Source organism: Kitasatospora sp. NPDC017646 (assembly GCF_044329365.1).
In the GTDB taxonomy this organism is placed as follows: Bacteria; Actinomycetota; Actinomycetes; order Streptomycetales; family Streptomycetaceae; genus Kitasatospora.
In genome coordinates this window covers 125084-146093 of the sequence record NZ_JBIRJC010000010.1, presented here as the reverse complement: position 1 = coordinate 146093, position 21010 = coordinate 125084, and the positions used below count along the sequence as shown (strand labels likewise).

The 21010-nt window shown below is 73.7% G+C and carries 11 protein-coding genes, 7 tRNA genes and 3 pseudogenes; 11 read left to right on the top strand and 10 right to left on the bottom strand.

Translation table 11 applies throughout. The features are described from left to right. The first annotated feature begins 276 nt into the window (after window positions 1-276). Window positions 277-4173 carry a nicotinate-nucleotide--dimethylbenzimidazole phosphoribosyltransferase gene (gene cobT / locus ACH4J0_RS18200; protein ID WP_396241185.1) on the top strand — a complete coding sequence of 1299 codons (3897 nt, stop codon included), beginning with the start codon at window positions 277-279 and terminating at the stop codon, window positions 4171-4173. A gap of 133 nt (window positions 4174-4306) precedes the next feature. Further along, window positions 4307-5554, top strand: coding sequence for a uroporphyrinogen-III C-methyltransferase (gene cobA, locus ACH4J0_RS18195; protein ID WP_396241183.1), 1248 nt, complete (start codon window positions 4307-4309; stop codon window positions 5552-5554). A gap of 55 nt (window positions 5555-5609) precedes the next feature. On the opposite strand, the gene ACH4J0_RS18190 is transcribed toward cobA, so the two are convergent. Next, a complete protein-coding gene (locus ACH4J0_RS18190) occupies window positions 5610-8351 on the bottom strand; it encodes a SpoIIE family protein phosphatase (RefSeq protein WP_396241181.1) in 2742 nt (913 codons plus the stop codon). Window positions 8352-8440: 89 nt separating this feature from the next. Here ACH4J0_RS18190 and ACH4J0_RS18185 point away from each other — a divergent pair, with 89 nt between their 5' ends. After that, the gene (locus tag ACH4J0_RS18185) at window positions 8441-9328 is read left to right on the top strand and encodes a TrmH family RNA methyltransferase (protein ID WP_396241179.1); all 888 of its coding nucleotides are present in this window, start codon (window positions 8441-8443) and stop codon (window positions 9326-9328) included. A 317-nt stretch (window positions 9329-9645) separates the two neighbouring features. Here the strand turns inward: ACH4J0_RS18185 and ACH4J0_RS18180 are convergent, their stop codons facing one another. Next, window positions 9646-11775, bottom strand: a complete 2130-nt coding sequence (locus tag ACH4J0_RS18180; RefSeq protein WP_396241177.1) for a HEAT repeat domain-containing protein — start codon at window positions 11773-11775, stop codon at window positions 9646-9648. A 127-nt stretch (window positions 11776-11902) separates the two neighbouring features. Between ACH4J0_RS18180 and ACH4J0_RS18175 the strand changes: the two genes are divergently transcribed. The 6 genes and pseudogenes from ACH4J0_RS18175 to ACH4J0_RS18150 all read left to right on the top strand — a co-directional run. Next, window positions 11903-12109 carry a hypothetical protein gene (locus tag ACH4J0_RS18175; RefSeq protein ID WP_396241175.1) on the top strand — a complete coding sequence of 69 codons (207 nt, stop codon included), beginning with the start codon at window positions 11903-11905 and terminating at the stop codon, window positions 12107-12109. Beyond that, a complete protein-coding gene (locus tag ACH4J0_RS18170) occupies window positions 12085-12660 on the top strand; it encodes a 2OG-Fe(II) oxygenase (protein ID WP_396241173.1) in 576 nt (191 codons plus the stop codon). The genes ACH4J0_RS18175 and ACH4J0_RS18170 overlap by 25 nt, the downstream gene beginning before the upstream one ends. Window positions 12661-12669: 9 nt before the next feature. Next, a complete protein-coding gene (locus ACH4J0_RS18165) occupies window positions 12670-14025 on the top strand; it encodes a hypothetical protein (protein ID WP_396241171.1) in 1356 nt (451 codons plus the stop codon). 154 nt (window positions 14026-14179) lie between these two features. Next, window positions 14180-14443, top strand: a complete 264-nt coding sequence (locus ACH4J0_RS18160; RefSeq protein WP_396241169.1) for a hypothetical protein — start codon at window positions 14180-14182, stop codon at window positions 14441-14443. Then, window positions 14383-14865, top strand: a pseudogene (locus tag ACH4J0_RS18155) (plasmid pRiA4b ORF-3 family protein); the annotation flags it as partial. The gene ACH4J0_RS18160 and the pseudogene ACH4J0_RS18155, both read left to right, overlap by 61 nt. 199 nt (window positions 14866-15064) lie before the next feature. Then, window positions 15065-15470: pseudogene (locus ACH4J0_RS18150) on the top strand (TrmH family RNA methyltransferase); the annotation flags it as partial. 1166 nt (window positions 15471-16636) lie between these two features. Here ACH4J0_RS18150 and ACH4J0_RS18145 read toward each other — a convergent pair. Further along, window positions 16637-17917 (bottom strand): annotated as a pseudogene (locus ACH4J0_RS18145) (serine/threonine-protein kinase); the annotation flags it as partial. Between the two features lie 406 nt (window positions 17918-18323). Here ACH4J0_RS18145 and ACH4J0_RS18140 point away from each other — a divergent pair. Further along, window positions 18324-18527, top strand: a complete 204-nt coding sequence (locus ACH4J0_RS18140; RefSeq protein WP_396241167.1) for a hypothetical protein — start codon at window positions 18324-18326, stop codon at window positions 18525-18527. Window positions 18528-18814: 287 nt separating this feature from the next. On the opposite strand, the gene ACH4J0_RS18135 is transcribed toward ACH4J0_RS18140, so the two are convergent. The 7 genes from ACH4J0_RS18135 to ACH4J0_RS18105 form a co-directional block, all read right to left on the bottom strand. Then, window positions 18815-18886, bottom strand: a tRNA-Val gene (locus ACH4J0_RS18135). Window positions 18887-18930: 44 nt separating this feature from the next. Further along, window positions 18931-19002: transfer RNA gene (locus ACH4J0_RS18130), tRNA-Val, on the bottom strand. A 44-nt stretch (window positions 19003-19046) separates the two neighbouring features. After that, window positions 19047-19118, bottom strand: a tRNA-Val gene (locus ACH4J0_RS18125). 44 nt (window positions 19119-19162) lie between these two features. Then, window positions 19163-19234 (bottom strand) — tRNA-Val (locus ACH4J0_RS18120). Between the two features lie 41 nt (window positions 19235-19275). Continuing rightward, window positions 19276-19347 (bottom strand) — tRNA-Val (locus tag ACH4J0_RS18115). 34 nt (window positions 19348-19381) lie between these two features. Continuing rightward, window positions 19382-19455 (bottom strand) — tRNA-Cys (locus tag ACH4J0_RS18110). A gap of 40 nt (window positions 19456-19495) precedes the next feature. Further along, window positions 19496-19568: transfer RNA gene (locus tag ACH4J0_RS18105), tRNA-Gly, on the bottom strand. Between the two features lie 332 nt (window positions 19569-19900). Here ACH4J0_RS18105 and ACH4J0_RS18100 point away from each other — a divergent pair. Then, window positions 19901-21010: a chorismate-binding protein gene (locus ACH4J0_RS18100; protein WP_396241165.1), complete on the top strand. Its 1110-nt coding sequence runs from the start codon at window positions 19901-19903 to the stop codon at window positions 21008-21010.

The following is a 21010-nucleotide window of genomic DNA, read 5'->3' as shown; positions in this document are numbered from 1 at the left end:
GGCCGGGTGCCGGACCTGGAGAATGCCGTAGGGTCCGGTGCGGTCGTACCGGTTGCTCCGGGTTGTCGTTGTTTCAGATGGTGCACCGTCCACGGGGGCGGTGCCCGGGCCGGGGTGCCGCAGCGCGCCGGAAGGACTTGGGCCGCAGCGCCACGGCGCGGCGGCCACGTGTGGTTGAGGGGCGGGTCGGTGCAGGTCCGGCCCGTGCGGATGGGCGCTGCGGTCGGTGATCGCGTCGCCGAAGGGCGCGGCAGCGGCCTGGAAGGAGCTTTGACAATGACCGATGGCGGCCACGTCCCGGGCGAGGGACTGCCGGAGCACCTGCACGCCGGGCCCGACCCGCTCGGCGGACCGGAGGGCGTCGCGGGCGTTGCACCCCTGCACGGCGTCGCGACCGACGGCGGCGTGATCCCGCACCCGGCGGCTCCGCCCGGTGCGGTGCCCGGCGCGATGCCCCCCGGCGCGGGCGTGATCCCGCCGCAGGGCCAGCCGAACTTCACCGTCCCCGGCGTGCCGCCCCAGGCCGTCCCGGGCGAGGGTTGGGCCGTGGACCAGGGCGCGGCGCGCCCCGCCTTCCACTTCGTCGACCAGCCGGACGGACTGGACGACGAGGACGACGTCCTGCTGATGCCCGGCCCGCAGGGTTCCTGGGGAGCCGAGCAGGCTCCGTTCGCGCCGCAGCCGGACGGCACCCCGGTCGAGCCGTCCTGGCCTCCGGTGGACCCGCCGGTGCTCGGCGGCGAGCACACCCAGCAACACGTCCAGGCCGCCCAGGCACAGCCGCACGCCCAGCAGCCGGTGACGCAGGCTCAGCCGCCGCGCCGGCCGCTGCACGCCGGTCCGCCGATCCCGGACCCGTCGCTGATGACCGGCCAGGTGCCGGTCCGTTCGCTGGCCGACCGCGGCCCCTCGCAGGGCGGCACGCCCGCGCACGGCATCCCGGTCGTCGGCCGTCCGCCGATGGGCGAGGCCGTCCCGCCGGTCCAGGGCACCGTCCCGCAGGGCGTGCCGCAGGCCGCCCCGATGGCGCCCGCCGCGCCGATGCCCCCGGTGGCCACCACGGTCGAGGGCGGGCCGGAGGTCCACCAGGTGCCGCAGGGTCAGGGGTACCAGCAGGTGCCGCTGGCCGGGCAGCCGGTCGAGGGGCTGATGGGCGTCGAGACGGTCGGGGCGATCGAGGTGGTCGAGGTCGTCGAGATGCCGGAGGCCGTCCAGGCCGTGCCGGCCCCCGAGGCCGCGCAGGCCGTGGCCGCTCCCGAGGCCGCTCAGGCCGTCGTGGTCGAGCCGGTCCCGGCGGATGCCGCCGCTCAGCCGGTCGCCGAGGCGGTCGTCGAGGAGTTCGCGGTGGAGAGCGCCGCGGTCGAGACCGTGGTCGTCGACGCCGCCGCCGTGGAGACGGCGGTGGCCGAGGCCGTCGCCGTCGAGGCCGTGGCGGAGGGGACCGCGCCCGTCGAGCAGCCCGAGGGCGCCGCTCCGGCCGGTCAGCCGCGCCGGATCTCCGCCTTCCTCGCCGCGCCGACCCCGCACGGCCTGCCCAAGGTCGAGGCGGCCCAGCAGGCCCCGGTGGCCGAGGAGGCGGCGCAGGAGCAGCCCGCCGTCCCCATAGCGGCCGCCGACGCGCCGCAGGCCGCCGAGCAGGCCCCGGAGGGCGAGGCGGACCAGGCGGCGGAGCAGGCCGTCGAGGTCGTGGAGCCCGTCGTGGCCGCCCAGGACGTCGTGGTCGAGGCGGTCGCCGAGACCGCCGCCGGTACCGGTGAGATGCCCTCCGGCCAGGCCGTCGCCGACAACGCCGGCCCGGAGGCCTCCGGCCAGGAGGCCGTTGCCGCCGAGCCCGCCGTCGCCGAGCCGGTCGCCGTGGAGCCGGCCGCCGAGGGCGAGCAGGCGCAGCCGGAGGCCGTACCGGCCGAGCAGCCCGTCGAGGCCCCGGCCGAGCCGGTCGCGGAGCAGGCCGTCGAAGCCGCTGCGGAGCAGGTCGGCGAGCAGCCCGTTGAGGCCGTGGTCGAGGCCGCCGCGCAGCCCACCGAGGCCGCCGCTGCGGAGACGGAGCAGCAGGCCGCCACCGAGCCGGTCGCGGAGACCGTGGAGACCGCCGAGCAGCCGTCCGAAGCCCCGGCCGTCGAGGCGCCCGCCGCCGAGGAGCCGCAGGCCGAGCCCATCGCCGCCGCTCCTGAGGCCGTCCAGGAGGAGGCCACCGCCGCCGAGCCGGTCGCGGAGCAGGCCACCGAACAGTCAGCCGAGCAGGCCGAGCAGCCGTCCGAGACCCCGGCCGCCGAGGCGCCCGCCGCCGAGGAACCGCAGTCCGAGGCCCAGGCCGAGCAGCCCGCCGACCAGCAGCCCGAGCAGCCCGCGGAGTCCGTCGAGCCGTCCGAGGCCACCACCGCCGAGGACGAGCAGTCCGCCGAGCCCGCCGAGCCCCGCGGCCCGGCCGCCCCCGGCTACGACGAGGCCGGCCGCGACGCCGTCCACCAGGTGATCCGCGAGCGCCGCGACATCCGCAACGGCTTCCGCCCGGACCCGATCCCGCACGAGGTGCTGATCCGCGTCCTGGAGGCCGCCCACACCGCGCCCAGCGTCGGCTACTCGCAGCCCTGGGACTTCGTGGTGATCCGCTCGGCGAAGACCCGCAAGCGGATGCACGCCCTGGCCGAGCGCCAGCGCGAGGCGTACGCGGACTCGCTGCCGAAGGGCCGGGCCAAGCAGTTCCGCGAGATCAAGATCGAGGCCATCCTCGAGACCCCGGTGAACATCGTGGTCACCGCCGACCGCACCCGCGGCGGCCGCCACACCCTGGGCCGGCACACCCAGCCGCAGATGGCCCCGTACTCGGCCGCCCTGGCCGTCGAGAACCTCTGGCTGGCCGCCCGCGCCGAGGGCCTTGGCGTCGGCTGGGTGAGCTTCTTCGACGACGAGGAGCTGGTCCGCGAGCTCGGCCTGCCCGAGCACCTGGAGGTCGTCGCCTACCTGTGCGTCGGCTTCGTCGACTCCTTCCCGGACGAGCCGGAGCTGGAGCAGCAGGGCTGGGCCAAGAAGCGTCCGCTCGCCTGGGTCGTCCACGAGGAGCAGTACGGCAACCGCGCGCTGCCCGGCGAGGAGCCGCAGAGCCTGCTCGCGGAGACCCTGCGCGGGATCCGCCCGCTGGACGCCAAGGCGCTCGGCGAGGCCTGGGACCGCCAGAAGCGGATGACCAAGCCGGCCGGCTCGCTCGGCATGCTGGAGATCATCTCCGCCCAGCTGTGCGGGCTGTCCCGCAAGTGCCCGCCGCCGATCCCGGAGCCCGCCTGCGTGGCGATCTTCGCGGGTGACCACGGCGTGCACGCCCAGGGCGTGAGCCCGTGGCCGCAGGAGGTGACCGCCCAGATGGTCGGCAACTTCCTGGCCGGGGGAGCGGTGATCAACTCCTTCGCCAAGCAGATCGGCACCGAGGTCTGCGTGGTGGACGTCGGCGTCGCCGCCGAGCTGCCGCAGGCCGTCCAGCAGGGCCGCGCCACCGGCCTGCTGCCGCGCAAGGTCAAGCCCGGCACCGCCGACATGACCCAGGGCCCGGCGATGACCCGCGAGGAGACCCTCCAGGCCATCGAGGTCGGCATCGAGACCGCCCGCGACCTGGTCGCGGCGGGCAACAAGGCGCTGGTCACCGGCGACATGGGCATCGCCAACACCACCGCCTCGGCCGCCCTGATCTCGGTGTTCACCGGCCTCGACCCGGCCGAGGTCACCGGCCGCGGCACCGGCATCGACGACGAGACCCACGCCCGCAAGGTCGAGGTCATCCGCGCCGCGCTGGCCCTGCACCAGCCCGACCCGAACGACCCGATCGGCGTCCTCGCCGCCGTCGGCGGCCTGGAGCACGCGGCCATCGCGGGCTTCCTGCTGGGCGCCGCCTCGCTGCGCACCCCGGTGGTGCTGGACGGCGTGATCGCCGGGTCAGCCGCACTGGTCGCCAAGGCGATCGCGCCCGAGGTGCTGGCCGCCTGCATCGCCGGCCACCGCTCCGCCGAGCCCGGTCACCAGGCCGCGCTGGCGAAGCTGGGCCTGCGTCCGCTGATCGACCTCGACCTGCGGCTCGGCGAGGGCACCGGGGCCCTGCTGGCGCTGCCGCTGGTGCAGAGTGCGGCCCGCGCGATGCACGATGTAGCCACCTTCGACTCCGCCGGGGTCACCGAGAAGGCCTGACGACCTGCTCACCGCTTCGCGGACCGGCCCGAGGGCGCGCCGGTCCGCGAAGCGGCGTACCGCCACCCGGCACCGCCGGCCGGCGTACCACCGCACCGCCCCAGACCCTCACTCCCGATCAGGAGCACCGCCGATGACCGCGCCCACCCCGCACCCCAGCACCGAGGGCCGCACCCCTTATCCGGTCGGTCTGCTGCTGGCCGGCCGCCGCGTCGTGGTGGTCGGCGGCGGTCAGGTCGCGCAGCGGCGGCTGCCGGCCCTGATCGCCTCCGGCGCCGAGCTGCACCTGATATCCCCGGCCACCACCCCGGCCGTCCAGGCCATGGCCGACGCGGGCGAGCTGACCTGGCACGCCCGCCCGTACGCCGACGGCGACCTGGCCGGCGCCTGGTACGCCCTGGTCGCCACCGACGACCCGGCGGTCAACACGGCGGTCAGCGCCGAGGCCGAACGCGAGCGGGTGTTCTGCTCCCGCAGCGACGACGCCTCCGCCGCCACCGCCTGGACCCCGGCCAGCGGCCGCGACGCCGGCGCCACCGTCGCCGTCCTCACCGGCGACCCGCGGCACTCCGCCGCCCTGCGCGACGCCATCGTCGGCGGTCTGCGGGACGGCTCGCTCGCCACCCGCTCGTACCGCTCGCACGGCGCCGGCGTCGCCCTGGTCGGCGGCGGCCCCGGCGACCCGGACCTGATCACCGTGCGCGGCCGCCGCCTGCTCGCCGACGCGGACGTGGTGGTCGCCGACCGCCTCGCCCCCCGCGAACTGCTCGCCGAACTGCCCGAGCACGTCGAGGTGATCGACGCCTCGAAGATCCCGTACGGCCGCCAGATGGCCCAGGAGGCGATCAACCAGGCGCTGATCGAGCACGCCGGGGCCGGGAAGTTCGTGGTCCGCCTCAAGGGCGGCGACCCGTACGTCTTCGGCCGCGGCGGCGAGGAGCTGCTGGCCTGCGCCGAGGCCGGCATCCCGGTCACCGTGGTGCCCGGCATCTCCAGCTCGATCAGCGTCCCGGAGACGGCCGGCATCCCGGTCACCCACCGTGGGCTGACCCAGGAGTTCACCGTGGTCTCCGGCCACGTCGGTCCGGACGACCCGCGCTCGGTCACCAACTGGCAGGCCGTCGCCGGGATGAGCGGCACCCTGGTGCTGCTGATGGCCGTGGACAAGATCGGCGCGATCGCCGCCAAGCTGGTCGAGCACGGCCGCCCGGCCGCGACGCCGGTCGCCGTCGTCCAGGAGGGCACCACCGCCGCCCAGCGCCGGGTGGACGCCACCCTGGACACCGTCGCCGCCGTGGTCGAGGCCGAGGGCGTCAAGCCCCCCGCGGTGATCGTGGTCGGCGACGTGGTCAACGTGCTGGCCGCCGCCTTCCAGGGCTAGGAAGTGGGAAGTCGGCCCGCCCGACTTCCCCGGGGCGGGTCCGCGAGGGCCCGCCCTAGTCCAACGGCTGCTCGGTCCAGATGACCTTCCCGGTGGCCGTGTAGCGGGTCCCCCAGCGGTCCGCGAACTGCGCGACCAGGAACAGCCCGCGTCCGCCCTCGTCCTCGGTCGCCGCGTACCGCAGGTGCGGCGAGGTGCTGCTGCCGTCCGACACCTCGCAGATCAGCGAGCGGTCGCGCAGCAGCCGCACCCGGATCGGCCCGGAGCCGTACCGGATCGCGTTGGTCACCAGCTCGCTGAGGATCAGCTCGGTGACGAACGCGGCCTCGTCCAGCCCCCACTGCGCCAGCCGCTCCGCCACCTGCGCCCGGACCGCCCCCACCGCCGCCGGATCGGTGGGCACGTCCCACTGCGCGACCTGGTCCGGTGCCAGCACCCTGGTCTCCGCGACCAGCAGCGCGATGTCGTCCTGGGGATGCGCCGGCAGCATCACCCCGAGCACGTCCGTGCAGGTCTGCTCCGGCGTGCGCGGCGGCCCGCCGAGCGCTTCCCGCAGCAGCGCCAGCCCCTCGTCGATGTCCCGTTCGCGGTCCTCCACCAGCCCGTCCGTGTACAGCACCAGCCGACTGCCCTCGGCCAGCTCCAACTCGGCGGTCTCGAACGGCAGGACCGCCAGCCCCAGCGGCGGCCCGGTCGGCAGCTCCGGGAACGTCACCCGGCCCTGCGGGTCCACCACGGCCGGTGGCGGATGCCCGGCGCTGGCCAGCGCACAGCGCCGCGACACCGGGTCGTAGATCGCGTACAGGCAGGTCGCCCCGGTCAGCCCGCCGCTCTCGCCGCCGCCCGCCTCATCCTGGTCGATCCGGTTCACCAGCTCGTCCAGGTGGCCGAGCAGTTCGTCCGGCGGCAGGTCGAGCGTCGAGAAGTTGTGGATCGCCGTCCGCAGCCGTCCCATCGTCGCCGCCGCGTGCAGCCCGTGGCCGACGACGTCGCCGACCACCAGCGCCACACGGGCGCCCGGCAGCGGGATCACGTCGAACCAGTCCCCGCCCACCCCGGCCTGGGCCGGCAGGTAGCGGTGCGCCACCTCCAGCGCGTTCTGCTCCGGCAGGCTGCGCGGCAGCAGGCTGTGCTGCAGGGTCACCGCCATCGCGTGCTCGCGGGTGTACCGGCGCGCGTTGTCGATGCACACCGCCGCGTGCGCCACCAGCTCCTCGGCCAGCGTCAGGTCCTCCGACTCGAACGGCTCCGGCCGCTCCGCCCGCCAGAACCGGACCACCCCCAGCAGCACCCCGCGCGCCCGCAGCGGCACCCGTACCAGCGAGTGCACGCCGTACGCCAGCAGCTGCGCCGAGCGCTCCGGGTCCTGGTCCCGCCAGCCCTGCGCCTCGGGCAGCCGCGGTTCCAGGCCGGGCACGCCGCTGTGCAGCACCCTGGCCAGCGGGGTGGCCGGGACCACGTCCAGGACGGTGCCCACCGGGTAGAACGGGCCGTCAGCCCTCGTCCCGGTGACGGCCGCCCGCCGCATCCGCCCCAGCGAGGTGCCCCGCGGCGGCTCCTCGCCCGCGAGCACCTGCTCCGCGAGGTCCACCGTGACGAAGTCCGCGAACCGCGGCACCGCGACCTGCGCCAGCTCCTCCGCGGTCCGGGTGACGTCCAGCGTGCTGCCCACCGTCATGCCCGCGTCGTACAGCAACCGCAGCCGCCGCTGCGCGCCCTCGGCCCGGCCGGTCAGAGCCATCAGCTCGGTGGAGTCGCGCAGGGTGGCGACGCAGCCGGGCGGGCCGCCGTCCTGGTCGGTCAGCCGGACGTTCACCGCGAGCAGCAGCTCCCCGGCCAGCACCACCTCGTCGGTCACCGGACGGTCGGCGGTCAGCAGTTCCAGCGGGGCCGGGTCCAGGCCCAGCTCGGTCACCGGACGGCCCTCGGCGTCCGGCGGCAGGTCCAGCAGCCGGCGCGCCTCGTCGTTGCAGAGCTGCAGCCGCCCGTCCCCGGCGACGATCATCACGCCCTCGCGCACCGCGTGCAGCACCGCCGCGTGGTGCTCGTACATCCGCGTCATCTCGACCGGGCCCAGCCCGTGGGTCTGCCGCCGCAGCCGTCGGCTGATCAGCGCCGTGCCCAGCGTCGCCAGCCCGATCGCGCCCGCCGCGGCGCCCAGGACCACCGGCAGCTGGCGCTCGCTCGCTGTGGAGACCTTGCTGAGGGTGACCCCCGCCGAGACCAGCCCGACCACCGAGCCGTCCGGCGCGTACACCGGGACCACCGCCTGGACCAGCGGGCCGAGCGTGCCGGTGAGGTGCTGGGTCACCACCTGGCCGTGCACCGCAGGCTCGTAGATCCCGATGAACTGGTGGCCGATCCGGGCCGGGTTGGGGTGGGTGTAGCGGATGCCCTGGTTGTTCATCACCACGATGAAGTCCACGCCCGAGGCGATCCGCGCGGACTCCGCCTTCGGCTGGAGGAGCGCGGTCGGGTCCGGCGAGCGCAATGCGACCACCATGCCCGGCGAGTTGGCGAAGGACTGGGCGACCGCCACCGACCGGTTGGTGGCCTCGCGGTCGGCGTCCTTGTGCGACTGCACCACCAACGCGACCGCGGCTCCGGCCACCAGCAGCAGCACGACCAGGATCTGGAGCGCGAACACCTGCCCGGCCACCGACCGGTGCCGTGCCGGTCGCGGGCGCTTCGCGCGTGGCAACTGTTGCCGACCGTGTGGGCGCCCACCGAAGGAGCCGGCGTCGCCGGTGGCACCAGAGGCCGACGGAGCCCAGGATCGGCCCGGATTTCGGGCCATACCGCCATGCTTACATCCCAGCCAGCCCCGGACCACCCCGTCATCCGGACCGTTTGGCCTTCCCCGCCCCGGCTTGGCAAGATCGCAGGGTGTCCGAACCCAGCACCATCACCGACCCGGCCGACCCCCGCCTCGCCGACTACACCGGCCTCACCGACGTCGAACTGCGCCGCCGCCGCGAACCCGCCGAAGGCCTCTTCATCGCCGAGGGGGAGAAGGTCATCCGCCGCGCCCTCGCCGCCGGCTACCGGATGCGGTCGATGCTGCTGACGGCCAAGTGGCTGGACGTGATGGCCGACGTCATCGCCGCCGCCGACGCCCCCGTGCACGTGGTCGAACCCGCGCTCGCCGAAGCCGTCACCGGCTACCACGTCCACCGCGGCGCCCTCGCCTCGATGGAACGCAAGCCCCTCCCCGACGCCGCCGACCTGCTCACCGGCGCCCGCCGCGTCGCCGTCCTGGAAGGCCTGGTCGACCACACCAACCTCGGCGCGGTGTTGCCTTTGGGTCTACCGGAACATGCAGTTCGGCGCGTCGCCGTGTTCGAGGATATCGTCGATCACGCCAACATGGGGGCGGCCTTCAGGAACGCGGCCGCCCTGGGCGTCGACGTGATCTTCCTCACCCCGCGCTGTGCCGATCCCCTCTACCGCCGGTCCGTGAAGGTGTCGATGGGTGCCGTCTTCCAGGTGCCGTGGACTCGCCTGGAGGCCTGGCCGAAGGACATCGAGATCCTGCGTTCCGCAGGCTTCACAGTCGCGGCGCTGTGCCTGAGCGACCAGGCGATCACCCTCGATGAACTCGCTTCGCGGGACGACGAGAAGCTTGCCCTGGTTTTCGGCACGGAGGGCGACGGCCTCGCCGCCAAGACACTCGCTTCGGTCGACGAGCATGTCCGCATCCCGATGGATGCCGGTGTCGACTCGCTCAACGTCGCAGCGGCCTCGGCGGTGGCCTTCTACGCGACCCGCCCGTGACGCGAGCTGGTCCGGTAGATCACTCAGGGTAACCCTTGACTTCCTCCAGCCGGCGGATCACCAGCAAGGCAGTGCCGTGGCGCAAGGTTCGGCGCTTCCTCTCCGGCCGCGCACGCGAGTAGGCAGCTGCCGCCTTGGGGAACTGCTGGAACGTCGACCGGGCGCGTCGGCAGCCGGAACGCTGGGGCCGATTCCGGTTGGGCCGAGTTCACCATCCGAGCCGTGGCCGTCCGTTCGCGTCGTTCCGATGTTCCAACCCCCTGCCCGGGTGTCTCAGGGCTGCCGGTTCCCCCAGGACCAGGCCGAGCAGGCCCGCCTCAGGCCAGCTGGTTGATGACGGCCAGGGCGGCGCGCTGCAGTGCCTCGTCGTCCTCGACACTCTTGAAGAAGCCGCCGCTGCGGCGGGCCAGGGCAAGTTCCACACGGATCCGGGGAAGGGCGGGCGCGGCGGCGGGGCCCATCCGCTGCAGGCACTTCAGTACGTGGTTGGCGGTCGAGTCGTTCCTCTCCCAGACCTCCAATAGCACGGGCAGGACGACCTCTGCCTCGGCCGGGCCGCCGATGTCGTAGATCGCGGCGGCGGCGTGCACCCGGGTCCGCTCGTGCCCGGCGTGGAGTATCTGCCGCAGGTGGGGCAGGGCCGCGGTCGCCGGCGCTCCGATCCGGCCGAGGACGGCGGCCGCGTCCTGCTGCTTGTGGGTGTCGAGCAGGTCGGTCAGGCGCGGGACGGCATCCGCGGGGTCGCGTTCGAGGGCCCACAGGGCTTCTGCCGCGGCGAGGCGCAGGTCCAGGTCCTCGGCGTCGGCGAGCGGCCGGACCGTCTCCAGGGCGCAGGCGGCGCCGGTGCCGAAGCGGGCCAGCGCGTGGAGGGCGGCGGCTGCGCCGCGCCACTGCCCCTGCCGGACGGAGGCGGTCACGGCTGCGATGAGTGCGGGTACGGCCGCCGGGTCGCCTAGCCGGCGAAGGGCGGCGACCAGCGCGCGAGCGTCCGACCAGGACCAGTCCTGCGAGAAGTCCGCGTCGGCCAGGCGCCGGGACAGCCTGGGAAGCAGTTCCCCGGCGGCCTGGGGGAGGTAGCCGGCGACCTGCACCGCGCGCCAGGCATCGGCGTCGATGTCCAGCGCCGTCAGCAGCCCGGGCAGGGCACGCTCGTCGCCGAGGCGGGCCAATGCCGTGACCGCCTCCTGGTGAGCCCGGCGCAGCATGGGGTGCGGTGTGGTCCAAACGGTCGGCCCGTGGGCGGTGCGGTGGGCTTGGACGAAGGCGGCCAGGGCCTCGCGGGCGGGTTCGGTCAGGGCGGCGGGGAGTCGGCTGAGGGTCTCGGCCGCTTCGGCGGCGGTGTACGGGTCCTGGGGCAGCAGGCAGTCGGCGAGCAGTCGGACGAGGCCGGAGTGGTCGCCGCGCCAGGAGCCGACCAGGGCCTTGGCCATCCCGATGGCGTCGTACCGGGTGGCCCGGTCCAGGCTGCGGAGTTGGGTGGTGAGCAGGGCCGTGCGCTCGGGCACCCGTCTGTCCAGGAGCCGGTGAAGGGTGGTCAGCAGCTCGGTGGTCGGGGCGTGTACACGGCCGTGCCGGTCGAGGTCGGCGAAGATGGCGGCGAGCTGCGGCGGGACACCCGGGTTCGGTGCCGGTGCGGCGGCGAGGTCTGCGCAGGTGCATTGCCCGCAGTCGGCTGGCCGGGTGTCGATCTCGTCCTGGGGCGTGGGCTCGGGTGTGAGCTGCTGGAGCAGATGGGTCGCCGTCGGGACGAGGCCGGCATCGATCGCCTCCGGTGTGCAGGCGGCCCGGTGGACGAGGGCGGCGAGCCGGATGTCGGCGTCCGGCGCGGGGTCGGCCGCCAGGGCGGCAAGCCAGGTCGTCACCGGGCCGAGCGCGGCTGGCAGTCTTTGGGCCAGTGTCGCGGCCGCCTCGATGACCAGTAGCCGCTCCACAGTGCCGGTCTCGGCCGCCAGCCGCTCACGCAGCAGGGCGAACGCCCGGCCGGCGTCGTCGAGAAACAGCCCCAGGGCTGGGACGGCAGCCTGCCGCACCTGCGGGTCCGGGTCCGCCGCGTGCCGGATGAAGTCCTCGACGCGCTCACGCATCTGAGGCACGACATCCGCATGGGGCGTCGACGCGTGGCCGGACGGACTGTAGTAGACGCCGTCGGGGTCGCAGTCCAGCGCCGCGCTGCCGATGCTGAGCAGGAGGCGGATGACAGCCGCGCGGTCGGGCGCCTGGGGATCGTCGGCGAGCGCGAACAGGAACGGCAGGCTCGCTGCCGTGCACGAGTAGACGTCGCCCTGGTGGTGGGCCGAGCTGTAGAAGCTGCTGAAGGCCCTCTCCCGGACGTCGGGGTCGGGCGAGGCCATCTGCTCCAGCCACAGCGGGACTTCGTCGGCCGGACCGTAGGCGTGACCCATCGACGACCAGTCGACGCGGTCGACGCCCTCAAGATTGTTGATCACGGGTCGCACAGTGACATGAGGTACTGACACTGCCACCGGTGCACAGCGGGTCGCTGGTCGGCGATTCCCTAGCGTGGGAGCCGTCGCCTCGCAGAGCTGCTCTTCGACCGGACCCCAGGTGCTGGTCATGGGCCAGGACGACCTCGTCTGCGAGATTGAGGATGCGGGTGGTGCCACTGGAGAACTGGAGGGTGATGCCGACGGCGAAGTCGTAGTTGCGGTGCTGGTAGTGGATCTCCCGGACGGAGAGGATCCGCTGGCCGACGAACCGGGTCACGGGAAACCGGGCAGGTCGTCCCCTACCGTGGTGTGGACGTACTCGTCCATGTCGTAGTGAGGCCGGCGCTGCTCGGCAAGGCCTTGGAGCACTTCCGTGCCGAGCTCGGGCTGCCGCGCGGGTCCCGTCTCCGAGCCGAACCGCACTCGATGCTGATCTACGGCAAGGGGCAGTTCTTCCTCCCCCATCAGGACTCGGAGAAGGACGACGCGATGGTAGGCACCCTGGTGGTGTCCCTGCCTTCGGCGCACACCGGCGGGGAACTGATCATCGACCATTCCGGGGAAAGCGTCGTCTACCGGGCCTCGAAGGACGAACTGACCTTCGTCGCGTTCTACGCCGACTGCCGCCACCAGGTGAAGCCCGTCACGTCCGGGTACCGTCACACGCTCACCTTCAACCTGCTCGCCGACGCCGTTTCCCCGGCCACGCGGACCGGTCCCGCCATCGAGTCGGCACGTTTCCTCACCGAGCACTTCAGCACGCCGGCCACCCCACGCTACGGAGGCCCCGACCTCGCCCCGCCGAACCGGCTGGTCTTCCTGCTAGACCACGAATACACCCAACGGGGCCTGATCCGGAACCGGCTCAAGGGCGCCGACGCGTAGCGAGCAGCGTTGCTGCGCGCCGCAGCGGAGCAGGCTGGATGCGAGACGATGCTGGCACTCGCCGAGGTGAAGGAGACGTGGGACGCCCTGCCCGACGGCGACGACCCGTGGAACGACTACTACCGCTACGAGGACGAGGAGGAGGACGAGGAGGACAGGATCGAAGCGGCGGACGAGGCCCTTGAGGACTACCACCTCAACGAGCTGATCGACGACGAGATCACCCTCGACTGGTGGACCGGACAGGACGGCACCGGCGGTGAACCGGTCTCGCTGCACGTCCGCGACTACGAGGTGTGCACCGCCACCCCGAACGCGAGTCTGACGCCCTACCAGTCCGAGTACGAGGGCTACATGGGCAACTACGGCAACACGCTGGACCGGTGGTACCGGCGGGCCGCGGTCGTCGTGTGGCCGCGCGAGAGGGCGTTCGCGGCGCGGGCCGAGGCCGGGTTCCGGTGGGCTCTGCGCGAAATCCGCTCCCGCGTCGACGTGGGAGATCTGCCGAGCGCGCGGAGCGCGGCGGAGTCCCTCGCACCATTCTGGGGAGGGCTGGAAGCAGAGGCGGGCCTGCTCACCGAGGCCCTGGACGCGGCGGAGGCCGTGAACGCGGCCGGGACGGCCGCGATGCTGTTGGAGCCGTTCCATGCCGGGCTGCTCGCGCGGGAGCACACGGACGGGCTGGCGGCAGTGGCGGGGCTGTACGGCGAGGACTGGACGCGGAGTGTCATCGGCGGCTGGTTCGGATCGGAGCGGCGCCATCGGACCGGCCTGTCCGAATGGGTCGGCAGCACACTGCCCGAGCTGTACGCAGCGCTGCGTACCGCCGGCAACCCGGACGTGGCGCGGCACTTGGCAGCCGAAGTGTGGCGCTGGCTGGGCGGTGGGCTCCGGCAAGGGACTACCATCGCGCAGAGCGACCTCCGCCGGGCGCAGCTGGAGATCCTGAGCGCACCTCTGGCGCGGCTCCTCGAAGTGGCTGACGACGAGATCCGCGACGAGATCACGGGAACATTGCACGCGTACGCGGATACCGTCCTGGAGTGCCTGATGCCGGCGCTGCGCCTGGCACACGCGCGGGGGACGGCGGGCTCAACCCGCTCGCCCGGGACTGCGCACGGCGGCTCGGCCGGATCGCCGCTGCGCCGCCGCGCAGTGAAGACGACTGGTCGATCTCGTGGACCGGGTGCGGGTGCGACCTCTGCGCTCGGCTGGGAACGTTTCTCGGCTCGCGGAGGCAGCGGGTCCACGAGTGGCCGCTGGCGAAGGACGGGCGTCGCCATATCCACTCCCGGATTGACGCGGCGGAGCTGCCGGTACGGCACCAGACCCGCCGGCAGGGGCGCCCTTACACCCTGGTGCTGACCAAGACCGACAAGCTCTTCACGAGCGCCGCGAACGCGCGGGCCAGGGCCGCTGCCGACCTGGCATGGCTGAGCGCGACCTTCGGCACGGTCTGAGAGGCCCAGCCACCGGGCGCCGGGGCCACGGCGCTGCAGCGGAGGCGGACTGGTCGAAGTTGCCGTCGGAGACCGTCCTGCGGCGCTGGCTGGACGCTCTGTCGGCGGCCGTCCCCCTCGGTGCGGGGACAGACCGACCGCTCGACGACGACCAGCGAGCCACCTGCCTCGCGGTCCTTCTGTCCGTCCTCTCCAACGCCGGCGGCACGCTGGACGCGGGGGATGTCAGGGCCCGCATCCTCGAAATGGCGCGCGCCGGCCAGTGGTCGTTGCCCCACCACTTCTCCTTGACCTGCCGGGCGCCGACGGCCCCGAGCGTCTGACCGCTGTCCGCGCAAGCGGCCACCCGGACGCCGCGGCCCTCGCCGACCACCTAACGCACAGCGGTGCCGAGCAGTCACAGCCCAGCGTGTACCAGCTCAAGATCTCCCTGACCGGTTGCAGAGCATGGCGCCGCGTCCTGGTACGCCCCACCCTCGCCCTCGGCGATCTGCACGAGGTCATCCGCACCGTCCTGGACTGGGACGACGACCACCTGCATCTCTTCCAGGGGCCCGGCCGTCGCACCTACGCCCCCGCCTGGTGCGACCTGGACGCCGTCGACGAGGACACCGTTCTCCTCGCCGACGTGTTGCCTTGGCAGGGCAGCTGCCTGAACTACACCTACGACCTCGGCGACTGCTGGCGCCACGAGATCACCTGCCAGAAGATCCTCGCGGGCGGCCCCGGCACCGCATACCCGGTGTGCACCGCGAGCGTGGAGCCAGTGCGTGGCAAGCTGCGCAAACTCACGCCCGCGGCTGGCTGCGCGGCAACGGCTGCTACCTGCCGCGCCGAGATGGCGGCCCGACACGGGCGGGCCGAGTGCCGCCTGCCAGGGGTAGCGAGACGGACGGGGTCCACCTGCTCGCCTTCCGTGGTAGACCGAAAAACGGAAGACGGGCGGCGCCATCTTCCGCAGCGCCGCCGCCCTCGGCATGGACGCCGTCCTGCTCTCGCCGGACTGCGCCGCCCCGCTCTACCGGCGCGCCGTCAAGGTCTCCATGGGCGCAGTGTTCGCGGTCCCCTACGCCCGCCTCGACCCCTGGCCAGCCGCCCTCGGCACCGTCCGCGACGCCGGCTTCACCCTCCTCGCCCTCACCTCCGCCGACACCGCCGTCGACCTTGCCACCTTCACCCCCCACGCCCTCCCCAGGACCGCCCTCCTCCTCGGCGCCGAGGGCGACGGCCTCACCCCCCCACGCCATCGCCGCCGCCCACCACCCCGTCCGCATCCCCATGGCCCACGGCATCGACTCCCTCAACGTCGGCGCCGCCGCCGTGGCCTTCTACGCGGTCACCACCCCCTGACCCCCACGCCCTCCCCGTGACGCCTGTCGCATCAGCCGGCATGCGCAACTGCTTCCCCCGGGTATCCGCGTACCGGGGAGGCCGAGGGGTGGTGCCGGCACCTGCCTACCGCAGCGCGGACCGCCGAGCGCGCTGCACGCAGTCCCGCCGACGCCTTGACCGGCCCCGCTGCGTACGGGAAGTCGACCTGTCCGCCGTCCCGTGCGCGTCTGCGTGACGCACGGTGACGCACGGCTCTGGTGGTCGCGCGGCCCGGCGGCCGTCGTGCGCTGGAGGTGGTCGGGCTCGGTGTCCGCCGAACACGGGAGGTCGCCCCGTCCGACTTCCTGTCCCACTCCGGGATCGTGCGGCACAGCACAGCCGCTCTGCCACCCCGGCAGAGCGGCGCGCTGGCCACGGGCCGGGCGGCCACGAGACCCGCCCGCAGCTCGCAGGGCGTGCACGGGAAGTCGGTCGGGCCGGCTTCCCCTGCGGCGCGGCCGTCGGCAGTCGACGGGGCCGCTGCGCCTTCAGCTCGCTGGGGCTGTCGGCGGGGCCGGGGCGGCGGCGGGAGGAGGGGTGGTGGGGATGGCGCCGCCGGAGGCGCCGGCGCCGGGCCAGGACTCGTCGAGGGTGCCGTCGGCGCGCACGGTGTAGCGGGTGGAGATGACCGCGCCGGTGGCGGCCACGCGTTCCTCGCGGACGACCGCGCTGCCGTCCAGGCGCCAGGTGGTGGTGGCCTGCGGGTCGGCGGTGGAGGTGCGGGAGGTGGTGACGGAGGGGGTGTCCCCGGTGAAGGTGTAGAGCTGGACGAGGTCGGCCGGAGCCGATCCCTCAGTTCGCCGCAGCACGACGACCGCGGCCGGCTGGCCCTTGTACCGGGCCGGCAGCACCGCGCTCAGTGCCAGCTGCGGTCCGGCCCCGGCCGAGTGCCCGTCCTTCAGCGCGATGGCGGGCCCGCCAGCCCCGTCGGAGTAGCCGCGGTTGGGCCAGTCGACCACGGGCCCCGGCCCCTGCGCGGGTGCCAGCGCCCCGTCCGCCGTGCCGCGCGCGGCCGCCGGGAGCGGAGTCGGGGAGGCCGGGGGTGCGACGTCCACCGAGGTCCCGGATACGGCCTGTTCGCCGCCGCGACCCGCGGTGGCCGCGGTCTGGACGACCAGCGACCGCGCCCCCTGGTTGCTCCGGTTCTCGCAGCCCTGCGCCGCCGCGATGGCCAGTGCGACGCCGATCGTCACGGTGACGAAGACCACCAGCCGTTGCCGCAGCAGCCGCTGGCGCGCCGTGCCGGGCCGCCCGCCGGGGGCGGGGGTGTGCTGGCGGTCCCGGGGCCGCGGGCGGGCCGGCGGGGGAGTGTGGGGCTGGTTGCGCAGTGGACGGGTGACCGGCGTCGGCTCGGGCCGGGGGAGCGGGCCGCCCTGTTGGCGCCGTCCCGGGGCGCCGGGCGCCTGCCCGCCGGGACGCCCCGCCGCCGCCCGGGCCCGGGGCGCCGACGCGGCCGGTTCGGGAGAGCGCCCGGGTGCCGGGATCTGCCGCCCGCCGTCCTGCTGCGGCGCCCGCGGTGCACCGGCGGGCGCCGTGGGCCCGGCAGCCGCGGCGGCCGGCGACGTGCCCCGCCGGGGCGCGCGCCCACTGCCGCCGGCGGTCGCCGCCCCGCGGACGGCCAGTTCGCTGAGCCGCTCGTGCAGTGCGGCCGCACCGGGCCGCTCGGCGGGCTCCTTGGCCAGGCAGGCCCGGATCAGCGGGGCGAGCTGGGGCGGCACGGCCGACAGGTCGGGTTCCTCGTGGACGACCCGGTACAGCATCACTTCGGAGGACGCCCCGGATCCGAACGGGGTGTCCCCGGTGAGCGCGTACGCGAGGGTGGCACCGAAGGCGAAGACGTCCGTGGCCGGGGTGACGGCGGCGCCGCGCACCTGCTCGGGGGCGAGGAAGCCGGGGGAGCCGACCGCGGTGCCGACGTGGGTGAGGGTGCTGGCGCCGCGCGACCACGCGATGCCGAAGTCGATGATCCGCGGGCCGCGCGGCGAGAGCAGGATGTTGGAGGGCTTGAGGTCGCGGTGGACGACCCCGGCCTCGTGCACCTTGACCAGCCCGTCGGCCAGTGCGGCCCCGATCCGGGCGGCCTCCGGCCAGCTGAGCGGTCCCTCGTCGCCGACCTGCTTGTAGAGGGACGGCCCGGGGACGTACGCGGTGGCGAGCCAGGGGCGGTCGGCCTCGATGTCGGAGCCGACGACCCGTGCGGTGCAGCCACCCCGGATCCGGGAGGCGGCGGCGATCTCGCGGGCGAAGCGGGTGCGGAACTCCTGGTCCTCGGCGAGCTCGGCGCGGATCAGCTTGAGGGCGACGCGCTGTCCGCGGCGGTCGGAGCCGAGGTAGACCACGCCCATGCCGCCGGCGCCGAGTCGCCGGTGGAGGCGGTACGGCCCGACGATGCGGGGGTCCTCACGCCTCAGCCGCATCATCGCCATGTCCCGTTCTCCGTCAGCCTGTGGGTGAGGCCCCGTCGGTTGGGGCATCGTCAGTTCCTGTCTGGCACAGCTTACGGACTGCCCGCTGCGGTGTGCTGATACGCAACACCTCAAGCCATCGTGCGATTGTCGGATCGTGCTCTGAGCTGCAGGTCACGGGGGCGCCGAATCGTTTCTCGGGGTTACCCCTCAGGGTTCCCTCGGGGGCGGGGTGAGGCCGCCCTCCCTCTCCGGTAGTACGCCTTGAGTCTGAGCGTCATCCTCCGGGATGCCCGCGGAACAGTACGACGGCATGACGTCCGGACGGCCCCTTGACCAATAGCGTTGTGCTCAGCGGTGGACGGGGAGCTCGTCCCCCGAGGTAAGCCGTCCACCGCGCCCACTCGACCGGATCAGGAGCAAGGCCATGGCAATACAGCAGACGGGCACCACCACCCGCCGCCGTCGGCCGGCCTTCACCCAGCCCAAGTCCGCCGAGCAGCCCACCCGGCACCCCGCCGTCGCGCTGGCCATGGCCCTGCCGTGCGCCGTGCTCCTGGTGCTGCTCTTCGGCGGGTGGGAGCAGATGGCGAACCAGGCCGAAGCCCTGGCCGAGCTGATCTCCCGCTGAGGCGGCCGAGGCCGTCGAGGCCGCGGAAAGAGAACACCAGAACGGGCACTGTTCCCCTGGGGACGGGGAGCAGTGCCGCCGGGGAGGCCGCGGCCGCGATGACACGCGGACGGGCGAGAGCGGTGCGCAGAGCGCCCCGGCAGGCGGAGACGCCGCGTACGGACGTCGGTGAGGACGACCGTACGCGGCTCTTCTCCTTCTCACCGGCACCGGAACTTCTCACCGGCACCGGAACGACAGACGGCCGAGGCCGCGACCCTGAAGGATCGCGGCCTCGGCCGTTACTGTGCGCGATACTGGGATTGAACCAGTGACCCCTACCGTGTCAAGGTAGTGCTCTCCCGCTGAGCTAATCGCGCCTGGTGTGGCGGTTGTGCAGCGCGCCCCGAGGGGCCCGTTACTGTGCGCGATACTGGGATTGAACCAGTGACCCCTACCGTGTCAAGGTAGTGCTCTCCCGCTGAGCTAATCGCGCCTGGTGTGGCGGTTGTGCAGCAGGCCTCGAAGGGCCCGTTACTGTGCGCGATACTGGGATTGAACCAGTGACCCCTACCGTGTCAAGGTAGTGCTCTCCCGCTGAGCTAATCGCGCCTGGTGTGGCGGTTGTGCAGCAGGCCTCGAAGGGCCCGTTACTGTGCGCGATACTGGGATTGAACCAGTGACCCCTACCGTGTCAAGGTAGTGCTCTCCCGCTGAGCTAATCGCGCCTGGTGTGGCGGTTGTGCAGCAGATCCCGGAGGATCCGGCGTGCGCGATACTGGGATTGAACCAGTGACCCCTACCGTGTCAAGGTAGTGCTCTCCCGCTGAGCTAATCGCGCGGGGAGGTCTCCCGGCAGGTCCGGGAGAGCCTCTTGGAGGTGGAGACGGGATTTGAACCCGTGTACACGGCTTTGCAGGCCGTTGCCTCGCCTCTCGGCCACTCCACCAGGCAACACACGAAGAACGATCTTACACTGTTCTCCATCGAGCGGACGACGAGATTCGAACTCGCGACCCTCACCTTGGCAAGGTGATGCTCTACCAACTGAGCCACGTCCGCCTGTCTCCCGGGATCTTCACCGCTTTTCTTCGGCTGCGCTCCCCGGCGACGTGTTGAACTCTAGCGGATTCCCGGGCCAGCTAAAAATCCGTTCCCGCAGCCTGGCGAGGGGATGCCCGCCGCGTGCCGTCCCGTCAGCCCTTCCGGTCGGTCACCGGCCACCACCTGCGGCGCTCCCGGACGATCACCCGCAGGTCACCCGGCGCACACCCGCCCGACGCACTCGGCCGCCCGTACGCGGGGGCGCGGGAAGCGCCGGCCCCGACCGGAGCCGCGCCCTCCGACCTACACTTCAGGCACCGCCGCCCCCAGCACCACCGCGCAGGAGAACCGTGTCCGGCCACCCCGATTCCCGCACCCCGCTCGCCCGCTTCGCAGGCCGAGTGGCCACCGGACTGCGCGACGTCACCTCGGACCCGGCCGCGCTCGAATCCTCCGGCTACTGGGCCGTCGCGTACGACTTCGAGGGCCGGCTGACCTGCGCCCGATTCGACGAGGTCCGCCCCGCCCCCGCCCCCGCCCCGCCGTCGGGCGCAGGCTGGCACGGCCCGGACGCCGGCAGCTGGCGCAGCTCCCTGGACCGCGCCGCCTACACCGCGGGCGTGCGCCGCATCCGCGAGCACATAGCCGCCGGCGAGGTCTACCAGGCCAACCTCTGCCGAGTGCTGTCCGCACCGCTGCCCGACCCCGACCGCAGCGACATCGACGCCCTCACCGGCCTCCTCGCCCACGGCAACCCCGCCCCCTACGCCGGCACCATCCGGCTGCCCGGGCACGGCGTCGAGATCGCCACCGCCTCCCCCGAGCTCTACCTGCACCGCAGCGGACGCACCGTCTCCTCCGGCCCGATCAAGGGCACCGGCCGCACCGAGGACGACCTCCTCGACAAGGACCACGCCGAGAACGTGATGATCGTCGACCTGGTCCGCAACGACCTCGGCCGGGTCTGCGAGACCGGCAGCGTCACCGTCCCCGACCTCTGCGTCGTCGAGAAGCACCCCGGCCTGGTCCACCTGGTCTCCACCGTCGAGGGCACCCTGCGTGACGGCTCCGGCTGGCCCGAACTGCTCACCGCCACCTTCCCGCCCGGCTCCGTCACCGGCGCTCCCAAGTCCAGCGCCCTGCGGATCATCGACGCCCTGGAGACCGCCCCCCGCGGTCCCTACTGCGGTGCCGTCGGCTGGGTCGACGCCGACCGCGGCGAAGGTGAACTCGCCGTCGGCATCCGCACCTTCTGGCTCGACCGGCAGGACCCGCAGGCACCCGTCCTGCGCTTCGGCACCGGCGCCGGCATCACCTGGGGCTCCGACCCCGAGCGCGAATGGGCGGAAACCGAACTGAAGGCGGCCCGGCTGGTCGCGATAGCGTCGGGCAGCAAAACCGCCGGTGACACCGCCAGCGAAACCGACACCGGCACCCCCCACGAGCCGCACCGCGCCTAG

What these genes read in the sequence shown, in the direction of transcription:
- ACH4J0_RS18140 (WP_396241167.1), top strand. Translation starts at nt 18,324, where the DNA reads ATGGCAATACAGCAGACGGGCACCACCACCCGCCGCCGTCGGCCGGCC.
- cobA (WP_396241183.1), top strand. Translation starts at nt 4,307, where the DNA reads ATGACCGCGCCCACCCCGCACCCCAGCACCGAGGGCCGCACCCCTTAT.
- cobT (WP_396241185.1), top strand. Translation starts at nt 277, where the DNA reads ATGACCGATGGCGGCCACGTCCCGGGCGAGGGACTGCCGGAGCACCTG.
- ACH4J0_RS18190 (WP_396241181.1), bottom strand. Translation starts at nt 8,351, where the DNA reads ATGGCCCGAAATCCGGGCCGATCCTGGGCTCCGTCGGCCTCTGGTGCC.
- ACH4J0_RS18175 (WP_396241175.1), top strand. Translation starts at nt 11,903, where the DNA reads ATGGGCCAGGACGACCTCGTCTGCGAGATTGAGGATGCGGGTGGTGCC.